This window comes from Pseudoalteromonas sp. NBT06-2 (assembly GCF_002276045.1).
Classification (GTDB): Bacteria; Pseudomonadota; Gammaproteobacteria; order Enterobacterales; family Alteromonadaceae; genus Pseudoalteromonas.
The window spans coordinates 1-16,965 of sequence record NZ_NQMR01000155.1; the positions used below are offsets into that span (position 1 = coordinate 1).

At 35.3% G+C, this 16,965-nt stretch carries 15 protein-coding genes, 2 pseudogenes and 1 riboswitch; of the genes and pseudogenes, 8 read left to right on the top strand and 9 right to left on the bottom strand.

From position 1 onward, the window contains the following. The first annotated feature begins 416 nt into the window (after positions 1–416). From CJF42_RS21660 to CJF42_RS21670, 3 genes are all read left to right on the top strand, one after another. Positions 417–1,304 (top strand): LysR family transcriptional regulator, encoded by an 888-nt coding sequence (locus tag CJF42_RS21660; RefSeq protein ID WP_095368666.1) that lies wholly within the window; start codon positions 417–419, stop codon positions 1,302–1,304. 174 nt (positions 1,305–1,478) lie between these two features. Beyond that, positions 1,479–1,829 (top strand): VOC family protein, encoded by a 351-nt coding sequence (locus tag CJF42_RS21665; protein WP_286203519.1) that lies wholly within the window; start codon positions 1,479–1,481, stop codon positions 1,827–1,829. Between the two features lie 97 nt (positions 1,830–1,926). Next, positions 1,927–2,493 (top strand): YdeI/OmpD-associated family protein, encoded by a 567-nt coding sequence (locus CJF42_RS21670; protein ID WP_095368668.1) that lies wholly within the window; start codon positions 1,927–1,929, stop codon positions 2,491–2,493. A gap of 256 nt (positions 2,494–2,749) precedes the next feature. Here CJF42_RS21670 and CJF42_RS21675 read toward each other — a convergent pair. The 4 genes and pseudogenes from CJF42_RS21675 to CJF42_RS21690 form a co-directional block, all read right to left on the bottom strand. After that, positions 2,750–3,976, bottom strand: a pseudogene (locus CJF42_RS21675) (IS110 family RNA-guided transposase). A 416-nt stretch (positions 3,977–4,392) separates the two neighbouring features. Next, positions 4,393–4,590, bottom strand: coding sequence for a YHS domain-containing protein (locus CJF42_RS21680; protein WP_095368669.1), 198 nt, complete (start codon positions 4,588–4,590; stop codon positions 4,393–4,395). Positions 4,591–5,020: 430 nt separating this feature from the next. Beyond that, on the bottom strand, positions 5,021–5,245 hold the full coding sequence (locus CJF42_RS28790) for a hypothetical protein (RefSeq protein WP_095368670.1): 225 nt from the start codon (positions 5,243–5,245) through the stop codon (positions 5,021–5,023). Between the two features lie 472 nt (positions 5,246–5,717). Beyond that, positions 5,718–6,689: an EAL and HDOD domain-containing protein gene (locus tag CJF42_RS21690; RefSeq protein ID WP_252097696.1), complete on the bottom strand. Its 972-nt coding sequence runs from the start codon at positions 6,687–6,689 to the stop codon at positions 5,718–5,720. Between the two features lie 149 nt (positions 6,690–6,838). On the opposite strand from CJF42_RS21690, the gene CJF42_RS21695 reads away from it, so the two are divergent. Further along, positions 6,839–7,402, top strand: a complete 564-nt coding sequence (locus tag CJF42_RS21695; RefSeq protein WP_095368679.1) for a PhnA domain-containing protein — start codon at positions 6,839–6,841, stop codon at positions 7,400–7,402. A gap of 93 nt (positions 7,403–7,495) precedes the next feature. Here the strand turns inward: CJF42_RS21695 and CJF42_RS21700 are convergent, their stop codons facing one another. Continuing rightward, on the bottom strand, positions 7,496–9,370 hold the full coding sequence (locus CJF42_RS21700) for a TonB-dependent receptor domain-containing protein (RefSeq protein ID WP_095368672.1): 1,875 nt from the start codon (positions 9,368–9,370) through the stop codon (positions 7,496–7,498). 60 nt (positions 9,371–9,430) lie between these two features. Further along, positions 9,431–9,589: riboswitch (cobalamin riboswitch) on the bottom strand. 1,002 nt (positions 9,590–10,591) lie between these two features. Between CJF42_RS21700 and trhP the strand changes: the two are divergent. After that, positions 10,592–11,994, top strand: a pseudogene (gene trhP, locus CJF42_RS21705) (prephenate-dependent tRNA uridine(34) hydroxylase TrhP). Between the two features lie 11 nt (positions 11,995–12,005). Beyond that, a complete protein-coding gene (locus CJF42_RS21710; protein ID WP_095368673.1) occupies positions 12,006–12,254 on the top strand; it encodes a YfhL family 4Fe-4S dicluster ferredoxin in 249 nt (82 codons plus the stop codon). Between the two features lie 77 nt (positions 12,255–12,331). Here CJF42_RS21710 and CJF42_RS21715 read toward each other — a convergent pair whose 3' ends face one another. The 3 genes from CJF42_RS21715 to iscX all read right to left on the bottom strand — a co-directional run bounded on the left by CJF42_RS21715 (position 12,332) and on the right by iscX (position 14,630). After that, the gene (locus tag CJF42_RS21715; protein ID WP_095368674.1) at positions 12,332–13,405 is read right to left on the bottom strand and encodes a phosphotransferase enzyme family protein; all 1,074 of its coding nucleotides are present in this window, start codon (positions 13,403–13,405) and stop codon (positions 12,332–12,334) included. Next, positions 13,405–14,334, bottom strand: coding sequence for a sugar phosphate nucleotidyltransferase (locus tag CJF42_RS21720; protein WP_095368675.1), 930 nt, complete (start codon positions 14,332–14,334; stop codon positions 13,405–13,407). The genes CJF42_RS21715 and CJF42_RS21720 overlap by 1 nt, the downstream gene beginning before the upstream one ends. 92 nt (positions 14,335–14,426) lie before the next feature. Further along, entirely contained in the window at positions 14,427–14,630 is a 204-nt protein-coding gene (gene iscX / locus CJF42_RS21725) for a Fe-S cluster assembly protein IscX (RefSeq protein WP_095368676.1), read from the bottom strand. A 268-nt stretch (positions 14,631–14,898) separates the two neighbouring features. On the opposite strand from iscX, the gene CJF42_RS21730 reads away from it, so the two are divergent. Then, entirely contained in the window at positions 14,899–15,189 is a 291-nt protein-coding gene (locus CJF42_RS21730; protein WP_170940702.1) for a TraR/DksA family transcriptional regulator, read from the top strand. Positions 15,190–15,196: 7 nt separating this feature from the next. Here the strand turns inward: CJF42_RS21730 and CJF42_RS21735 are convergent, their stop codons facing one another. Continuing rightward, positions 15,197–15,739 carry a DUF1285 domain-containing protein gene (locus tag CJF42_RS21735; RefSeq protein ID WP_095368678.1) on the bottom strand — a complete coding sequence of 181 codons (543 nt, stop codon included), beginning with the start codon at positions 15,737–15,739 and terminating at the stop codon, positions 15,197–15,199. Between the two features lie 941 nt (positions 15,740–16,680). On the opposite strand from CJF42_RS21735, the gene CJF42_RS26935 reads away from it, so the two are divergent. Next, the gene (locus tag CJF42_RS26935) at positions 16,681–16,905 is read left to right on the top strand and encodes a hypothetical protein (protein WP_170940703.1); all 225 of its coding nucleotides are present in this window, start codon (positions 16,681–16,683) and stop codon (positions 16,903–16,905) included. The last annotated feature ends 60 nt before the right edge of the window (positions 16,906–16,965 follow it).

A 16,965-nucleotide genomic window follows, 5' to 3' on the forward strand; every position in this document is an offset into this window, starting at 1 on the left:
ACGGGTTATTGAGGTGTTACAGAAAGAAAAAAATTTAATGCGTGGTAAAGGGTCATTTTCCTGAATAAGGGGGGATTTTGATGGAAAGTCCGATGTTGAGAAATATTATTCCAACTATCGCACTTTCTAAATGTCTCTTATTCGCTCAAAGGGGATACTGAAATCATTCAAGTTCCAAACGAATTAAGAGTATAGGCTTTATCTCGCTTTTGCCCCAAAAGAGAAATAGAAACTATAAAATTTTCATAATAATGGTGTTACTAGCACTTCTATCAACAAATCTAGCGCCTTAAATTTTTCATCTAACTTTCTCATTTTCATTCTAGTGGTAGTCGTATATTTACGCTAACGCTGATAATATCTATACAAAAATAGCTGAACGATACTCAAAAGCACACATAGGACATATATATTAAATGGATAGACGCGCTATCAAGTTTGATTGGAATCGAGCACGGGCATTTCTTGTAACAGCGGAAGAAGGTTCGCTATCGGCAGCTGCCCGAGCACTTGATATGACGCAACCTACTGTTGGTCGACAAGTATCTGCGCTGGAAGCAGAACTAGGTGTTTTATTATTTCAGAGGACAAATTCAGGGTTAATACTTACACAAAGTGGGGCTGACTTGATGGCACAAGTAAAAGTGATGGCAGATGCTGCAACCAATTTATCACTATTGGCGTCAGGCCATGCTGAGACAGTTGAAGGGAATGTTTGTATAAGTGCTACAGAGATGATTGCGGCCTTTATTCTTCCACCTATTATAGAAAAACTGCGTAAGCAATGGCCCAAAATTGAAATAGAAATAATTGCTTCAAGCGATACTAGCGATTTGTCGCGCCGTGAGGCTGATATCGCCATCCGTAATTATCGACCAACACAGCAGGAACTTATCGCAAAACGTGTTCAAAACACCCGGGGTCATCTATACGCTTCTAAAAATTATATACAAAACCTTGAACATCGACAGTCTCCACAAGATTTAAATGACGCAGTTTTCTTCGGAGTTGACCGATCCAATCGTGTGATTTCCTACCTTAAAAAATTTGGTTTTGACTTAAGTTCAAGTAACTTCCCGGTAATTGTTGCCAATCATCTTGTACAATGGGAGATGGTAAAGCATGGCACTGGCATTGGCTTTATGATGTCTGATATCGGCGATGCTGAACCTTTAGTTGAAAGAGTATTACCAACATTTCCGGCCTTTGAGACAGAGACTTGGCTAGTTGCACACCGAGAATTAAAAACTAGTTGTAGGTTACGTGTAGTATTTGATTATTTAGCCTCTGAACTGAGTGAATAAAGCCATTTCCAAGCTATAAAACAAACTGACTCCCCATGCGTTTTCGTATACCCACTATGCAATTACGGGCATTGTCTGTAAATATTTGCATGGGTATACTTTGCCTTGTTAATTATGGGCAATACAAATTCCGCCTAAATTCCTGTTAAACTGATGAGATATTAAATTATGAAAATGGACTATTGTGTTCTTGGAACAAACAATATGGAAGCAGCGATTAAATTCTATGATTCACTTTTTGAACAAACAGAACTTAACCAAGTTTTATCAACTGACAGAATGACCTTCTGGCAGTGTGAATACTTTGCATTTGCAATAGCTAAACCCTTTAATGAGGAACCCGCAAGTAATGGCAATGGAACGATGATTGGTTTTAATGCTGGTTCTACCGAAGAAGTTAAAAGACTTCATAAAAAGGTTATCGAGTTGGGCGGCACCTGTGAGGGCGAGCCAGGTCAACGAGGGCCTAAATTTTCCGCCTATGTGAGGGATTTAGATAGAAATAAATTAGTTTTTTCGGCTTAAAGGGTTAAGCAATAATCAGTAGCGAGGCGTAAAAAACGCACGTTAGTTGCGGACGTTAATATACAACTAGTTAGTGGCTAAGTCTGGAGGCTAGAGAGTGGTAGATGTAATTTTTTTCAAAAACCAAGAAGAGTTTAACAATTGGTTAAAAGAAAATACTGAAGTTGGCGAAGTTTGGCTAGGTTATTTCAAGAAGAATACCGGAGTTGCAAGCCTTACATGGTCTGAATCGGTAGATGTCGCTCTTTGTTTTGGGTGGATTGACGGTATACGAAAAACCATTGATAAACAAAGTTATAAGATTCGCTTTACTCCGCGCAAAATGACTAGTGTATGGAGTGCTGTGAACGTAGAAAAGGTAAAAGCATTAATAAAGCTTGGAAAGATGAAACAAGCAGGGATGCACCTCTTTAACAACAGAACCGATGCACAAGGCTATTCCTCGGAACAAAGAAATGTGCAACTTTCCAGAGAGTATGAAGAAAATATCAAGGTAAATCAATCAGCCTGGCTATTCTTTACTAATTTAGCACCATCATATAAAAGGGATTCTATCTGGTGGGTAATGAGCGCCAAGAAAGAAGAAACACGATTAAAAAGGCTTGGTATATTGATTGCTTCATCTGAAGCTTCGCTAAAAATACCAACTTTACGAAAGAAGTAATAATTTACCGAATCAAGAAATACAAGATAATTATACTTTCTATGGCGCAATGTGCCCCAAATCGAGATAGAAACACTAAACTTATTGCTACATAAAAATTGAGCAAATGAAAATTAATCGAATGGTCGCTTAGGTGGCTTTGTTGCCTATCAAGTTGAAGATAGGGCAACATTTTATGAATGCAAAAATTTACTGACGCTAGTGTCCGCATCACGCCCTGAGTCTTTTAGTCTACAGTTTCTAGTAATAACAATGGTTATTTTCTATCTCTCAATGCTTTCAGATATTGAGTTTCACTATAAGGCTTTCTTGTCTTCCAACACCGAAAAAGTATTCGGATCCATTTAAAAGCTAAAGCTCTAATTGCTGATTGGTGCGAATTTCCTTTTTGACGTTGTTGAGCATAATATAATCCAGCCCAATATGATGAATAAACAGTTTTTGATGTCCATTCAATAAAAGTTTGACGAAGAAATTTAGAGCACTGCCATCGCCAATGCACCCACTGCTTTTGTCCACTTCTAACAATAACTGGAGCGATACCTGCATACATTTGTACTTGAGATGCACTATCAAATCGGTCTCTATTTTCACCAAAGGCAGCAAGTAATCTGGGTGCTATACAAATTCCTGCACTGGGCAATGATTCAAAAAGTTCAGTATCAGGTAAAGAATGAAACACTTTATTTATTTCATCATCAAACCGCTTAATACCTTTTATTGTAATGATTATTTGTGCTGTAACTGATGTTGCCAATAATTGGTGTGACTCAATAATAGCATTATCTTCGGTGAGATATCGTGACTCTTTAATCGCTGTTATACGCTTTTCAATTAATGGTACAGAGCGATAACTCGCTTTTCTAAAGAAATTCCTTATTGTATTTGCTCTTGCTCGTTTTAGTTTTTGCAAATTTGGCCAACGATTGATGAACTGACAGAATAGTTCTGAATCTCTATGGCTAAACAACTCTAATAGTTGAGGGAAATATTGCTTTAGCGCGTAGATCAAGCGATTACTAAACCTTTTTCTATCTTCAACTAACCTTCGTCATTGCTCAACTAAATACATCAGTTTGCGCATCTGTTCACCCTGTATTGTTAAAGGTTTAATTTTTTTAGGGTAGTTGAGCATCAAATCCAATGCTAACTCAGCATCAGTAGGATCATCTTTAGCCTTACTTGGTGTAAAAGCCTCTCTATATTTAGCAAGCAAAGACGGGTTAACTGGAAACAATGTTATGAAGTTATATTTTTGTAATGCATAAATAATAGGGCCTTTAGTTAGCTCAATAGAAATAGCTAATTGACCACCAAATCGTTGGTGTAAAGATTGAACCCAATCATTAATTTTCTCAGGTGTGTGTGTTAAAACACCAAACTCTCGATTTGATTGATTTGAAACTTGAATACAATAGCCATATTTTTTGTCAGCCCAATCAATTCCTATATAGGCACTAAATTTACTTACTTGAGAAACCATTAAACACCTCCGAAATATGAATATATTCAGTCAGAATACTAAGCTCTTCGAAAGCAATATAGCTAGTAATTTTAATACAGGCCCTGAGTATTCGTTATTGAGCTGAGCGTACCATTAGTCTCGAAAGTAATGCGCTAAACATTAAATGTTATGTCGGAATTATTCGTAAACTAATGGCACTAACCTGAACAAACTAAGTATTATTTATTTCAGGACTAAAAGACTATAATCTCGGAACAGCAGTCATTAGTGAGGCAAATACTAACAACAGCTAAGCTAAAAAAACAAATTCATTTGAAATACCGTCTGTGAAAAAGAGTAGTAGAACAAACAAGTTAATTATGACGAATGACCAAATAGCCCAAAGAACGTCCTTGATCAAGCGTTTGTTATGTGTTTGTTATGTGTTTGTTATTTTACTTCAACTCGTTTTCTTTAATGAGTACATCGAAGTAACAGGTATCCTTTGGGCGTACATTTATATTTTCAGCAAAGTCGTCCCTACACCCTGGATTACAAAAACCAACAGTAAATCCGCGATACTGTGCCAGAGAATTAACTTCAACTGCTTTTCCTGAACGAGGACAGTATTTGTTAATCACTGCATTAGGCATAATTTGCTTCCTTGTGACTTATCGGCCAATCCGGCTAAAAAAATAACAATTTAATAGTGCGCAAATTGCGTGTTTTTCTACCAAAAATCGCTCACTTTTCTATTTAACCTATTTGTATCAAATTATCTAACCTTTTACCATAAACGTAATTAATCTCAATTAACAAATCTGCTCTAAAGATAAAAATGAATAATTTTCTTATTTTCCTGAATATTGGGGAAAGTTGATAGTTCAGATGGTAAAAAATAAGGATGTTAAAAAGTTTCAACGGCCGTTGCTCGCTCTTAAGAAACATTAGCTTTATACGAGCAATATTATCAAATTACTTCGGACAACGCTTACTACCCAACATTCTTCTTTATTAAAAAAGTGATCAATCATTAATGTAAATGATCAAACTATATTGTTTTCTGACAAAAGCAGGAGTAACTCAGAAGTTGGGATTAATAAAATTAGGGGCTGCTGATCTTTCAAGATTACTTTTGCAGCGAATTGTTGGGAATTTATACAAGGCAGAGGCTTTGTCATGTGGTTGTTCCACATAAAAAGGCGGTAACGCAGTAAAAATGCCCAACAAACGCTGTCCGAAAGATTCGGCTAAAAGCATTTTATTCTTTGTTGAGTCGTATTTACTTAGAATGACTAGGCTACACACTACTCGCCGCGACTAAAGTGCTTTTATCTCGAACAAGATTTAACCCTGAAAGATCAACAGCCCCTAATACGTTCTTGAATTGAAGTGAAACCACTGGTTTCTAATGAATCTATCAATTTTGCACGAATAGGATTGAGTAATGCAGGCTATTAGGATTGAAAGCAATGATGTTATTGGAATATTTAGTTCATTTAAATTGAGTAATTATTTATTCGTATTATACCTCGTATTTGGCACGCTTCTCGACTTGCTTAAATCACGCATTGCCATGTAGCATGGGTATATAACCAGCCGAAAAATGTATGTATTAGAGAATCGTTATTGCTACAAAAAAACAGTAGCCATAATATTTAACTGTAAAAAAATTAACCTTTAATTTCATCCAAAATATCATCTGCATAAAATAACGCTTTCGTATAACATACAGCTAATTGATTTGCATTAATGCTTTCTTTTATTAATTGCGTTTCTATTAATTGCCAAGCAATCCATCTTTACAAACATCACTCAATTTAAAATCACTAATTATATGATCTATATCTGTATCTAAAACAGCATCAAGTACCGATACTAAACCAACTAAATATCCCGCATTAAGCAATTGTTGGTTTTGACCTTCTAAACTTAAATGAATGAATTTAGCCCTCACTAAGCCTAATTTAGTAAGCTCCGAAGGTTTATCTTGCCCTAGTTCACTCAGCGCCAATACAGTAATGAATTGACGAACTAAATTTTCCCCCAAATAAATAATCGTCTGAGTTAAAGAACTTATTTGCGTATTACCACACACACCATTTGCTAACTTTAATATACGCGCTGTTAAACTAAGATCTTTTTCAACCTTTTTTTGTACTAACGAAAAATCTAAATCAGATTGCGAAGCCAGTTTCAACAATTCCAAAACAACCATTTTTGTAGGGCTAATATTTTTCAAACTCATCATTTCAGGCTTAGAAAAAAAGTAGCCCTGAAAATAATCAACACCTGCTTCAGTTAATTGCTTAAATACATTATTATCTTCTATTCTTTCTACCACAATTTTAGTTCTTGGATATTTCCTTTTAAGTTTTTTAGCCTGTAAAACCGTTCGGATTAAAGGCTCTTCAACCTCTAATTTAATATAATCCACTTGTTCTAATACCACTTGCCACTTTTCATCACCATCATAATCGTCTAATGCAAAGGTATAACCTCGCTTTTTCATCTCTGATACAAAGTGAGTGACATCTTCAAGTTCTTCTGTACGCTCAACTACTTCAATAACAGCCTGTTTTGGTGATATTAAATTAAGTAATTCTAAAATTAATGCTGAAGTTGATAAGTTGAATCCAAGAGTTGATAAGTTGATAAAGGCAGTATGATTATTTGTTAGTTTATCCAATCCATGCAATAAAATAGCATCAAAAAACATACGCCCCGTGGCTTGGCAATCGGTTAAATACAAAAATGTCCAAGCAATAAGTGAATCTACTGTAGGGCTCTACCTGTATATTCAAGTGTTTTTTCTGCCACAAAATAAGTGAAGTAAGGCATATACTCGCATTTTAAAGCCTCAGAGGTATAATGACGCCATTAAAATCGAGAGCGCCCATAATGAGCATAAAACAAACTTTATTAGAACGTAATGACCACAAATGTGAGCTATGTAGCTCGGTTGACAATTTTAATGTTTATGAAGTACCACCAGAGGTTGAAGCAAATTCAGATAAATGCGCTTTATTATGTGATACCTGTAAAGGTCAAGTCGAAAATACCATAGATTTAGATATAAACCATTGGCATTGTCTAAACGATAGTATGTGGAGCCAAACACCTGCTGTTCAAGTAATCGCTTACCGCATGTTATCTCGTTTAAGTTCAGAAGGTTGGGCTAAAGATTTGTTAGATATGATCTATCTTGAAGAAGAAACAAAAGTTTGGGCAGAAAAAACATTAGCGGAAGATGACGACGTTCAACACATAGACAGCAACGGTGTACGCTTAAATGCGGGTGATACTGTAGTGTTAATTAAAGATTTAGATGTAAAGGGTAGTAGTATCATCGCTAAACGTGGTACCTCCGTGCGTAATATCGGCTTAACAAGTAACCCTGAACATATCGAAGGCCGTGTAGATGGTCAGCGCATTGTTATTTTAACTAAATTTGTAAAAAAATAAACCCGATCCGCTTTTTATTTAATAGCATTACTTAGCGATAAAAAAATACAAAAAGGAGTCTAATACACTCCTTTTTATTATCTAATATGTTTATTAGAAACGGTAATCAACACCTATAAAATATTGACGAGCAGGAGACTTATAATAATAAAGCTCACCAGCCTCATCTTTATCAATTGCTGCTGATGCATATTCTTTATCAAATAAATTTTCAACTCGTGCAGTAAGTTTAAGTTCATCTGTTAAATCATAATTTGCACTCACATTCCATAAAGTAAATGAGCTAATAGTGTCATCATAATAAGTAATTGTAGGTCTATCGGAACGATATTGCATTTCTAGCTGAATATTCAAATCTTCCCACTGCTTACTTGCTGACCAATTAAATGTTTTTCCTGGACGACGAACAAGATCTTGATTAGTGTTAATATCAATAGCATCAACTAATGTCGCGTTTAATGAATGATCAAACTCTAAGAAAGTAAACGATGCATTGATTTCAAAACCTTTCATTCTTGCTTCATTTACATTGAATGGAATATACTTACCTGAATCAGGGTCGAAATTTGACTGAATCATATTATCAATTTCATTACGAAATACAGCAACATCGAAGGAACCTGAACTTAATTCTACAAATATACCTAACTCATGATTTAAGGCCTCTTCCGGCATTAGCTCTTCATTACCCTGAGTCCACATTGTTGAGGCATACAAATCATCAAATGAAGGTGCTCTAAATGCAATTCCTCTGCTAAACCGCACAGTTACAGGTTTTGCAACACTATAACCAACTGATACATTGTAGGTATTTTCAGCTCCATATTGTTCAAAATCATCTGTTCGTAAACTCATATTGGCAATTAAATCACCATCATCATAGTATGAACCAAGAAACAAAGCTGTATTTGTTCTTGAATCAAGCTTTAGCTCTTGAGTTGCTTTTTCTACATTTTCGTTATACCAATTGATCCCAGCATTAAATATAATATCTTGATTTAAATTATATGTCGTACGGAATTCAATTTCTTTACGGTTAGTTTGGAAGTTTTCTTCAAGTTCAGTCCCTACTTGTACACTTTTATCTTGGGTTTTATTTAAATTCAATGTGTGAGTAAATGCATCATACGTTTTAGACCAACCTAATTGAGTTATATAATTTTCAAACTCATATGCATCATTACCCCATGCATTATCATAGCCTCCATAACCTTCTGAATATTGCGTCATAAAAGTAAAATAACCTAAATCTTCTGCATTGTATTTTACATTAATACCTAAGTTCTTATTTTCATAAGCATCATTATCAAAATCTTTACTTGAAAGGTCTGTGTCAGGTCTTTTTTCTGTAATGTCATAACCATCGGTTTTTTCAAAACCTAAATTGAAATTCAATGAGAGTGCATCTTGGTTATGACCTACAGTCGCTTCAATATTTTTATAGCTATTACTACCAAATGTAGCCTCTAGTGTCGTAGCGTCCGAATTACGAGTAATAATATTAATCACACCAGCCAGTGCATCAGAACCATAAACAGCAGCTCTTGCACCTTTAACAATTTCAATTCTTTCAATTGAATTTACAGGGAAATTAGTCAGTTCTTTCGAGTCAGACTGAGCATTACCTACGCGAACCCCATCAACCAACACTAAAAGATACTTTGATGTTGCACCTCTTAAAAAAACATCAGCTTTTTGACCAAAGCCACCGCTTCGCACAACATCAATACCAGCTTGAGTGTTCAATAAAGAAGGCAGATCTCGCGTATTTGATGCTTCAATATCTGCTCGAGTTATAACATTAACCGTAGCTAATACGCTTTCAATCGATTGCTTAATTTTATTTGCAGTTACACTAATGTGCTCTATATTTTCTTCGACTTGTATATTTTGAGCCACTGTAGTTGATGAAGAAAATAAAGAGATAGCAGAAAAGACAGCTAATGCTGTTTTAGATTTATTGAACATGTTTGCTCCATTGTGCCCACCGCACAAATTAAAAGTATTTAAGATTAGGTATCGATTAAGTGTTACTAATGAAACAAGGCCGGTCTCCGGGCTGAATACAGTCAATAAACTGTATATCACCGTTGCGGGGGCAGCGTTGGATTTAAATCGCTTCCAGCTATTCTTATCACCAACTTCCCGATTATCTACTCACTTAAAACAACAATTAAGTTTACATATCATCTATCGCCCTAGTAATATTTAAATCAGTGAACAGCACCTCGAATCAAAACCTATTTTATTAATTAGGTAATAACAGCGCGTATTGTGATAAGGAGTGGTAAAAAAGTCAACAGACGTTTGGATGTCTATTGTTTCATTCTCATTAAAACTCAGTGGAAATGTGTGTGTAAAGCGCTATTTAAAATGAGACTTGAACTAGAGCTTTAAATAAAATTACATCAATTTCAGTAGGTGAGGAATTAATTATTAATAGAGCCGACGTTAAAAATTTTTTTATGTTCGCAAGTATAATACGCAGCCATATACCCATGATACTCAGCGAGAATTAAACAGGATTTAGGTAAGGTATTAATTGAAGATAATGGTTGTTCCCTTATCAAAATTAATAACGCAGTATAAACCCTGTTTAAACTCGCCGAGATGGCACTTCTGAACAACCCCATTTCATCGCTGCGTTGGTTTGAAAGGTAGCCTATATTCCTGTATCAACACGCCTTGAATTGGGCCCGCTCAGATAGCTCTGAAACATGCATTTGAAGTAACATAGGTATGGATGTTGAAGTACTTTGAAGTTTAGATGTCTCTTTGTTTTAAGTTGTGAGGGCAACTGGATACCCAGATGTATTTGTTATTATTATTTTGATCTGATCCTGATATTTTAAAACAGTTCAAAAAAACTTAAAATTTTTCCGATAACAAATAAAATTAACGTGAAAAATATTTTTTACTCTGTTCGCCAGCCCTTATGTAACCTCAAAAATAATTTCACCTAAAACTGCTGGTCGAAATCATACCAATTATATTAAAACGATATTATCTCACATAAATAGTTTAAAAATATGACAGCAAACTTTTTTATGACAATTGATTTTTTGGAGAAACATGATCTAGATCAAACCATAAGAGAGTGTGTTTTTATAAAATGCCGCGCTTTTTATAATTATCTACTAATAATCCATGCAACTGATTTGTACTCAGTTCTATGTGTGAGGTTTTACAATGTCAGTGATTCTTACCCCTGAAAATTCACCAAGTGTTTTTACTCCTGAACTACTGTCTCCAGCAGGCAGTTTAAAAAATATGCGTTATGCATATGCTTATGGATCTGATGCTGTTTATGCAGGTCAGCCACGCTATAGTTTACGTGTAAGAAATAATGAATTTAATCTAGAAAATTTAGAAATAGGTATTAATGAAGCGCATGCTCTCGGTAAAAAATTATATGTTGTTTCAAATATTGCGCCTCATAATGCAAAAATTAAAACTTATATGCGCGATATTGAACCCGTTGTTGCAATGAAACCAGATGCACTTATCATGTCTGATCCTGGTCTTATTATGTTGGTACGTGAAAAGTATCCAGATATGCCAATTCATCTATCAGTTCAAGCAAACGCAGTAAACTATCCAGTGTATTATTTTGGGCAAAACAAGGTGTAGAAAGAATCATTCTTTCTCGTGAACTCTCATTAGAAGAAATTGCAGAAATTCGACAACAATGCCCAGATACAGAACTTGAAATTTTTGTTCATGGCGCTTTATGCATGGCTTATTCGGGTCGATGTTTATTATCAGGCTATATCAATAAAAGAGACCCTAACCAAGGAACTTGCACCAATGCGTGTCGCTGGGAATATAATGTAAAACCAGCAATAGAGACTGAAACAGGGGATATAGTGCATAAAATTGAGCCAAAAGCAGTAATCCCAACTTTAGGAGCTGGAGAGCCAACTAAAGAAATATTTATGTTAGAAGAACAAGGTCGTCCAGGTAAGTATATGCCAGCATTTGAAGATGAACATGGTACTTATATTATGAATTCTAAAGACTTACGTGCTGTACAATATGTTGAGCAATTAACTAAAATGGGTGTGCACAGCTTAAAAATTGAAGGCCGTACTAAGTCATTCTATTATGTTGCACGTACCGCCCAAGTATATCGTAACGCTATTGATGATGCCGTTGCAGGTCGCCCTTTTAATTCAAGCCTGTTAGGTAACTTAGAAAAACTGGCGCATCGTGGTTATACCGAAGGCTTCTTGAAACGTCATGCACATCAAGATTACCAAAACTACGATTATGGTCATTCTGTTTCAGAGCAACAGCAGTTTGTAGGTGAAGTGATTGGTCGTCATGACAATGGCTTAGTGGAAATCGATGTTAAAAATAAATTCTGTACTGGGCATTCATTAGAGCTAATGACACCACAAGGAAATATCAGCTTTAACTTAGAGCATATGGAAAATAAAAAGGGCGAAAAAATAAATGATGCTAAAGGCTCAGGTCATATCGTTAAAATTCCCTTACCTGAAGACATTGATTTAGATAAAGCAATTTTATTAAGAAATTTTGATGAAGGACAAGATACACGTAACCCATTTAAGCAGACTAAAGCTGTGTAAGGGTGAACTACATGGCTTTATTAATTAATAATAAATGCATTAACTGCGATATGTGTGATCCTGAATGCCCAAATCAGGCTATCACATTAGGCAAAGAGATTTTTGAAATAGACCCAGAAAAATGCACTGAGTGTATAGGCCATTACGATGCGCCAACATGTGTCAGTGTTTGCCCAATTGATTGCATAAAAAAAGACCCCAACCATATAGAGTCTTTAGACGAGTTGGCCGAAAAGTTTATTCTGCTTACGCAAGGTTAAAATGAATTATTTTAAGTGAGATATAGCTGATCTTATAATATAAAGCCCTTGCACGAGATAATGCTCATCTACAGATTTTAATCTAATAATACTCTTAATTTTTCTTCTTTTTTCAATAAATCTCGATATAAAGTAAATTGATTTTTAGCACGATCTAAATTATGACCCACTCGTTTTATACTAAAGTAATTATCACCATCTAAATAATCAGTTAAAAAGCGCACTCCGATCATTAAACACATCACTTTTGCTCCCACCCAAAAACTTTGTTTTTCAGCTCGTGTAATTAAGCTTTGTAATGGGGTAACATAGCCTTCTACAATCGCTTCAAAAATATCTTCTCGAATGATCACATTATCTAAGTTTGTAGAATCTTCTTCTTCAGGTGAACAGAAAGTACGCACCATATCGCCAAAATCGAATAACCAATATCCTGACATACAAGTGTCTAAATCAATGACAGCTTTCGCATTATGCTCTTTAGAACAAAAAAGCATATTGTTTATTTTTGTATCATTATGACACGCTCTTAAAGGTAGTTGAGTTTTTAATGTTTCAAGCTCATCAATTAAGTCTTGTTGATTTAAGCAAAAATCCACTTCATCTTGTGCACAAGTTACGAGATCATGCTTATCTAATTCTACAACTTCTTTTAATGCTTCAATGCGTTTCGCTAAATGGTGAAAATCAGGTATAACAGAAAATAACTGTGTTGCATCAAAGTCTTCTAATGCTGCTGCAAATTGGCCAAAAGCATTTGCTGCAATTTTTGCTTGTTGAACATTGGCTACAACATCTTCGCTATAACTACCACCAATAAACTCTAGACCACGCCAGCTATCACCTTTTATATCAATTAAATAATCTTGATTTAATGTTGCGACATGCTTGATGATTTCAAGATCGTAGTTATTATTTTGTTTTTTATTAACTAAATGTTGCTCTATTAATCTGGAATTATTAACTAACTTATTCGGCTGTGGAAAAACATACGTATTTAGTTTTTGTACTACAACTGGAACATTATCTCCTTGAAGTAACAAAGTCGTATTTATGTGACCATTACCTATTGGTTTTATTGTCACTTTGCTATCTAAATTATTTTTTAGTCCAAAATGTTCTGATAAAATATTGGCTTGTTCTGTATACATTATTTATTACTCTGGCAGCTATCTATGCCGCTTCCCTTAAAAATCTGATTAAGCTTTTTGGTTATATCATTTAGTTCAGAACGATAGGTCATTCCTAACCAATACTCGCTTGCACGCAATACCGTTACTTTTTTTTGTTCAGTATCTATGACTTTTTGTATTTGATCAGCTAAATAATACTCTCTTTCGACAGCGTTGTCATACGTTGACAGAAACTCAGAGAAACCTTGTTCTAGATAATCAAATAAAGAGTCGTCAAAACCCCAAATAGTCATAGAAGCTAAACTGTCAGTTGATATTGCTTCTCTGATCTGAGCAGAATTCAAACCCGACAGTTTATTTTTTTTATATCTAATATCTAAAAATTCAATAACTTGTTTTAAATGGTGTTGTTCATTTACCTGACAAATGCCACGATTAACGCCACCATGATCTGATAGCGTATCTAAAATGGGATAGCCAACTAAGCTCCATTGTGACGCATTACCTTGTTTTTGAGTTAATAACTCTTTTGCTAATAATTTATATGCAGATTTTCCATAATAGTCATCAGCAGTGATCACAATTGCTTTACCTGAAACATAGGGCTTAGCAGCTAATAATGCATGACCTGTACCCCAAGGTTTTTTTCGTTCAATTGCAAAATTTTTATACTTTTTAGGAATATTTTTGCTATCTTGAATGGCAAGTTTGACATCTAAACCTTTAGGCAAGCGTGGTAATACATCATTTTCAATTTCAGTTTTAATGTTTTGATTTATGACAAGTACAAGATGACTGATACCAGCCTGCATTGCATCACAGATACTCAGTTCCATGATTGTACGATCTAGCCCTACTATTTGAGCTAACTGCTTGGTACCACCAAACCGTGTCCCTAACCCTGCTGCTAATATCACTAAGGTAAGTTTATCTTGTTCTGTTGACATTAGGCTAATTCATCACAAAATTATAAATATAAGCTTTTAATTTTACCTATCTTTATTTTTGATTACTATGAATTCAGTCAATGAATACACTTTTATTCTCTAACTTCGTCAATCCAGGCTTGCTGAATAGCTTCAAGTACTCTTTCTCCACAATGTTCAGGATCATCATCAAACTCATCTAAATTTAATACAAGCTGTCTGAGTTGTGTAAAACGAATTTTTGATGGATCTTGCTCTGCATATTTATCGCAAAGAGATTCAGCAATACCAAATGAGTCAGTCCAATGTAAGCCCATTTTGAATACCTTTAACTAACTAGTGCATACTTTAAAAATAGTCTTGGAACTGTTCAAGAGCAATAAAAAATACCAATAACATTATTCACTTGTCGACGCAGCAATCTGTTCTAGAGCTGCTGCGATTTGGTTTATCTCACACTTTTGGTTTTTTATACTTTCTTGCGCTTGATCTGAGATCGAGTTCAATTTAGGTCACTCATTTTTAGGTTATTATTTAAATCGACAAATCAGCCTGATATTTACCACTTCAAGATGCAGGATTCATTTGGAGTTCCCCCTGTTTCAGGAGAAATGGCGTTTATTCTTCCTATACTCTCAAGACTTCGCCAGTGGACGTGATGCCGATTGGTCAGAACAAGCAGGTGAACGCGAAAACGACGAAGTACTAAACGCGCTTGAATCTGAAGCAAAAATAGAAATTCAACAACTTTCTAATGCCATCACGCGTATTGAAGCAGGACAATACGGTATTTGTACCAGCTGTGGAGAAGCAATAGCACCTCAACGACTCGCGGTACAACCCGCCGCATTAAAATGTATTCAATGTGCTAGTTAATAGATGCCTATAACTTTCCTAAGCTGAATGAGTGATCGCTACTAGTGAAAACTAACTCTTTTCCCCGTTTTGTGATCACTTCAGACGCTAATTCAACCCATTGGTAATAAACATTACGATGTACTTTTGCTACTAAGTTACGTCGTACAGTAATATATAAGTCACCAACTTCGCTGATGATTAACGGATGATTTTTATCTAAAATAAATTCATCGTCTACATTAGTCGAAACGACCATGGCCTGTTGAGACCCATCTTGCCACTGCCATTGCGTTAGAACAAAAGGTGCGTCCTCAACAGCAATTTTTACCTTTTCAACAGGTGTCACTAAAAAATATTCGCCCTGCTCTTTTTTGAGTACAGAAGCGAATAGTTTAACTAAATTAATTCGCTTAAAAATGCCACCATTGTAAAACCAACTACCATCGGTTTTGATTTGAATATCTATTTCACCGCAATATGGGGGATCCCATAATTCAACCGGAGGGAGCTTCTTTTTACCTGTAGCTTCGCTTGCAGCTAATTGTTGAGAAATATGCTCTAACGACATAGTAAATGACCAGAGTAAAGACAATTATTATTATTTTAACAATAAAGTCGCAATATTGAAAAGTTAGCCTTGTCAAAGTCAGCGAAAACGGGATTAAATCCATCAATTAGGTGATAATTAAGGTAATCTTATTGATCTTATTGATCTTATTGATCTTATTGACCGATCATTTCGATGCTAGCATATAATGATCTTTACTTGAATTATTATGACAGAGACTACTATCAGTAAAGCTTTTAGTGATTTAACCGATCCGAGAATAAATAGGAATTTACGTCGCCCATTAGTTAATGTCCCTTTGTTGTCATAAGTTCTTGAAAAAAAGTGCGATGACATGGTTGCCATTTGATGCTTCCCGTGTCCTTGTATTGTTTTATCAATCGCGTGAGTGCGGTCTAGAGTAGCATGACACTTTCCTAAGATAGCGACACATTACTCCTTTATCTATTTTAGACAGCGTGATATAGCGAAACTTGATCAGTGATTTTTGAATGAATTACTATCGCGCCTGTTTGTTACCTAAAATAGTAAAAGCTATGGCTTGGTTGCCTTGAGTAAAATGCTCAAGGTCGCAATGGTGGTTAGGTTTTCTCTATTCATGATCGATTTCATCTGATGATCATGAACAAAAATTTAGTCTATAGACGCATTTCATGTTAGAAACACGTAATTAGTTCAGACTCATTTCATATTGGACAAGGCTCTTGATAGCCTACAGATGATATCATTAATTAATAGCAGCTTATTATATTTTTTAGCGCAGCCATCTCAAGCTGTGTTAGGGTTATATACCCAAACCACTTCAAGATGCAGGATTCAGTTGGAATTAGAAATACTTTAGGCAAGGCATTGATTGAAGAACATGGTTATTCCCTTTTCAAAATCAATAACGCTGCATAAAGTATTTATAAACCAACCTTACAGGGACTTCTGAGCAAATCATGCTCGTTGTTGCCTGCATGGATGTAGGTACTAGAGCAATGCAGGAGCATATTGCCGGTCCATCTTTTTTTAAGGGAGTAACCATTAATGCAAAGATGCGCCTAGATCATGAATTGCTCAGCAGTCCTGAACCTCACATCTTGAAGTGGCTTGGGTATAGTGTTAATTATTTTGTTACCATTTCAAACACGGTTATCCACTTGGTGCCGTTACGTTACACATAAATATAAGGAGACATTATTATGTCAATTACAGCAAGTGATACCAATCAGATTATTTAAACA

What these genes read in the sequence shown, in the direction of transcription:
- CJF42_RS21720 (WP_095368675.1), bottom strand. Translation starts at nt 14,334, where the DNA reads ATGTCAACAGAACAAGATAAACTTACCTTAGTGATATTAGCAGCAGGG.
- CJF42_RS21665 (WP_286203519.1), top strand. Translation starts at nt 1,479, where the DNA reads ATGGACTATTGTGTTCTTGGAACAAACAATATGGAAGCAGCGATTAAA.
- CJF42_RS21700 (WP_095368672.1), bottom strand. Translation starts at nt 9,370, where the DNA reads ATGTTCAATAAATCTAAAACAGCATTAGCTGTCTTTTCTGCTATCTCT.
- iscX (WP_095368676.1), bottom strand. Translation starts at nt 14,630, where the DNA reads ATGGGCTTACATTGGACTGACTCATTTGGTATTGCTGAATCTCTTTGC.
- CJF42_RS21660 (WP_095368666.1), top strand. Translation starts at nt 417, where the DNA reads ATGGATAGACGCGCTATCAAGTTTGATTGGAATCGAGCACGGGCATTT.
- CJF42_RS26935 (WP_170940703.1), top strand. Translation starts at nt 16,681, where the DNA reads ATGCTCGTTGTTGCCTGCATGGATGTAGGTACTAGAGCAATGCAGGAG.
- CJF42_RS21680 (WP_095368669.1), bottom strand. Translation starts at nt 4,590, where the DNA reads ATGCCTAATGCAGTGATTAACAAATACTGTCCTCGTTCAGGAAAAGCA.
- CJF42_RS21695 (WP_095368679.1), top strand. Translation starts at nt 6,839, where the DNA reads ATGAGCATAAAACAAACTTTATTAGAACGTAATGACCACAAATGTGAG.
- CJF42_RS21715 (WP_095368674.1), bottom strand. Translation starts at nt 13,405, where the DNA reads ATGTATACAGAACAAGCCAATATTTTATCAGAACATTTTGGACTAAAA.
- CJF42_RS21735 (WP_095368678.1), bottom strand. Translation starts at nt 15,739, where the DNA reads ATGTCGTTAGAGCATATTTCTCAACAATTAGCTGCAAGCGAAGCTACA.
- CJF42_RS21710 (WP_095368673.1), top strand. Translation starts at nt 12,006, where the DNA reads ATGGCTTTATTAATTAATAATAAATGCATTAACTGCGATATGTGTGAT.